Raw genomic sequence first — 3,364 nt, 5'->3', positions numbered from 1 at the left:
TAACTCTTTATACCTTATGTGCCTTTTAGGCGGATCCATCATAAACTTCCCAAACTTAACCTCTAAACATGCTGTTCTTTTTGGCTTATTATCTCTTGCAGGGATTTCAATTTCTATTGTACCAATGCTAGAGAAGTCTTCAACAAATTTCCATAATTTTTGTTTATCGTTGGAAAATCTGGATTTTCTATTTATATCTCGATCTTTGGAAGCTCTTACTAAAACTGCTGAGTTAAGATTACGTGCAAGTTCAAAAAATTCATAAATATCTGCCTCTCTATCACATACAGTTATAGCTTCAGTTTTAGTTGAGTCTATAATGCTATCTGTTTTCTTTAGGCTTTCTAGCCACTTTATACTTTCTTTATCTTCAATATGTGCTCTTTTACGATTCCTCTCTTTTAGCTCTTTGGCTTCTTCAGAAACAGGTGGTCTCGAGTAAATTTTTTGATCTAGTATTCCTAATGCCAAGCCTTCTGTACTAACAGCAAAAGCTGTATGCAGCATAACACCCTTACTACGTTTTCTTGAGATAATTCCCAACCCACTTGTTTTTTTATGGCCCGTGTATGAAATACAACTTGTATCTTGAATTACAAGAATCTTTTTATGAGCTTTTATTCTTTCAACAGTTTTTGTAGTATGTGAAGCTAGAATATCGCTTTCTTTCACGTTCTCATTTTGAAAAAAACGATATGCCCATTTTGCTTCTGACCAACTTTCACATGCTTGATTGATTGAACTTTCAGGCATATTTGCCAAGCTATCAGCAATATTCGCCAATCGGTCAGTTAGTCTTTTATCTCCAAGTGTCGCATCTCCAAATTCATTTTTAGCCCATTCACTTGCCATTTTTATACCCTCAATATTTGCAAACTTTAATATTCTAATACTTTATTTATAAGTCCATTTATATTTGTGGGTAATAGTAAGCATTCAAAGATTGGGGTCTGCCTTGAGTCTGAGCTTTTCAACAACAGAGTTGTCATAACAACAGCCTTTATGACTAATACTGGAAATGATGTTTTTTGTGTTCAGCAAAAATTAATAATTTTTAGAGGTATATTGTGAACCTTGATCACTATGAAATAGCAGATTTTTGGCGGGTTTGCGCCTATCAACAGCCATCAATAAAGCATTTATAACTAATCGCTTAGCTATTGTACTACTCATTAACTACCATACGTGAATATAGATCAATTATTGCTGCTAAATATAGTCAGCCATCCTTAGTTTTTATGTATGTAAACCCATATTCTATTTGGCCGATCAGTAGTAAATGGTCCAATATATTAGGGGTTATAACTCTATTGTCAGTCTGCTGTTTTTTGCTTTTGAATCTTCGCCTCAGTTTAGCTTGAATACCATTTTTTGCATGATATCCTGCACTGTTTTGATGTTGCAATTTTTACCTAAAGACTTTAGTTCAGCATGAATCTTAGGTGCCCCATATCTACAATTAGATGCTTGGTATATTTTTTGAATATCTGCTAGCAGCAGCTCCCTTGTTAACTCTTTGGTGCTTTTCTTCTTACTAATCCGTTTATAGTATCTGCTAGCAGATACTTTCAAAATCCTGCATAACTCCTGTATTTTATAGTAGTTTTTATGCTTTTTGATAAATAAATCTTTGTAACTTGCAAAATATCCCAGGGCTTTTTTTAAAATGTCTCTTTCCCTTGTTACTCTTGCTAACTCTCTCTTTAAGTCAAATCTCTCTTTATCGTAAGGAGCTACGCTACCCCTGCCTGGAAATGCATTTGCTGCTGACTTTTTCTCGTTATACTTCTTTATCCACTTACCTAATACACCAGGGTTTATACCTAGATCTCTTGCTATTTGTGAAATTGTTTCTTCCCTTTCTCTAAGAAGTTTTACAGCTTCTTCTTTGAACTCTGCTGTATACTTTCTTCCATTTGTCATATTACACCCCTTTATGAAAACATTTTTTACTATAAAAACGTCCCAACTTTCTCTCCACTTTTTCTGGGTAAGGTCACATAGTTGATTAGCGTTAAAAGGGTAATAATACTCTCAAATTATCACTATTAGAAGTTTTTTAGGTTTTTCTGTAAATTTTACTTGTGCATACTAAATTATATGATATAAAACCAAAAATGTTATTCTTTATGAGGTGTTTTATGAGCAAACAGACTGAAGTTTTTACAGACTAGTTATTTGCTGCTATAGAAGAGCATAATCTTTTGAAAGCTGAAGAATGTATTATAACTGCAGATTATATAGGTGTAAGCAAGGTTTTTAATGGTGAAAAATATGGTATAAAACCTATAAGTTTTGCTGTTAAAGAGAATAGTTTGAAGATATTGAATCTTTTGATTACCAGTGGTGCTAGTGTTAATGCTGCTAATAGTGAAGATTTGAGAACTGCTTTGCACGTTGCCGCTGAATATGGTAGAGAAGAAGCAGGACAATTTCTACTTTCTCATCTTGCTGATGTCAATTTGCAAGACACAATGGGTAAGACACCTTTGCACTTAGCGTCTTTCCATTGTCGAGTAGGGATGGTAAAACTTCTCATCGACAATAATGCTGACCCTAATGTAAGAGATGTAAATGGTGAAACGGCATCTGATGTTGTTGGAGATAATCCAGAACTTATGTGTGAAGACCATATAATACAAAAAATATTATCCATGTTGAAAGGTGATGTTGAGTTTGATTATAAAGCAGTATTGCCCACTAGAAATCTTAAAGCGTTAGAAGCTGACGATACTGCAGACGTGACAGGCAATGTAGTCAAACCTTCTTCCTTTATTGATAATGTGTTTAGTTGGATGGGAGCTTCAACTACTGCTGCACTCAGTAGCTTGTTCCGCAATGTCCCTGTTTTACCTTCTGCTCAGCAATCTATTATCCACTCAGCAAGCAGCCCTAGTAGTTTTTTGAGTAGTGAGAATATTGCTTTTGCTAGTTGTGTTGCTGAAGCTTTAGATAATACTAGGAGTAGGCACTATCAGAATTTAACAAGTAAAGGAGTAGAGGTTATACCAGATATCAATATTGCAGTTAGATTTGCGCTTAAGAAATTTGATTCATTTGTAGAAGGCAAAATAAGAAATTTAGACTCAAAAGAAAAAGATAGAATACATACTGAGCTTGAAGAAGCGTATCCAAAAATAATAACAAGCTTGGAAAGAGGAATTAAATTTAGTGGTAATGTTGGGTTAGATGATGTTTTAGAAGAGTGCAAAAAGTGCTTTTGTACAAATATTCTACCAAAAGTAACAACTCGTCTTTCTGATGTAGGAATAACCGAGTCTGGAAATAACTTCAGTAGGCAGATTTAGCTGCAAGAAATGTGGTATAATGTGCCAGATAGAAGGAAGTTTACAATGTTTTAAAA

At 34.2% G+C, this 3,364-nt stretch carries 2 protein-coding genes and 1 pseudogene; 1 reads left to right on the top strand and 2 read right to left on the bottom strand.

Going from position 1 to position 3,364, the window contains the following annotated elements; translation table 11 throughout:
* Nucleotides 1-852, bottom strand: an 852-nt coding sequence (locus tag Wcon_RS09195) for an IS4 family transposase (protein WP_114517914.1), incomplete at its 3' end; no start/stop codon positions are given.
* Between the two features lie 117 nt (nt 853-969).
* A pseudogene (locus tag Wcon_RS13515) lies at nt 970-1,923 on the bottom strand (IS3 family transposase); the annotation flags it as partial.
* Nucleotides 1,924-2,204: 281 nt separating this feature from the next.
* Here Wcon_RS13515 and Wcon_RS09185 point away from each other — a divergent pair.
* Entirely contained in the window at nt 2,205-3,308 is a 1,104-nt protein-coding gene (locus tag Wcon_RS09185; RefSeq protein ID WP_114517714.1) for an ankyrin repeat domain-containing protein, read from the top strand.
* Nucleotides 3,309-3,364 lie beyond the last annotated feature (56 nt).

The organism is Wolbachia endosymbiont of Cylisticus convexus, assembly GCF_003344345.1.
Note: the sequence above shows the minus strand (reverse complement) of the source record. Positions and strands in the feature narration are given on the sequence as shown.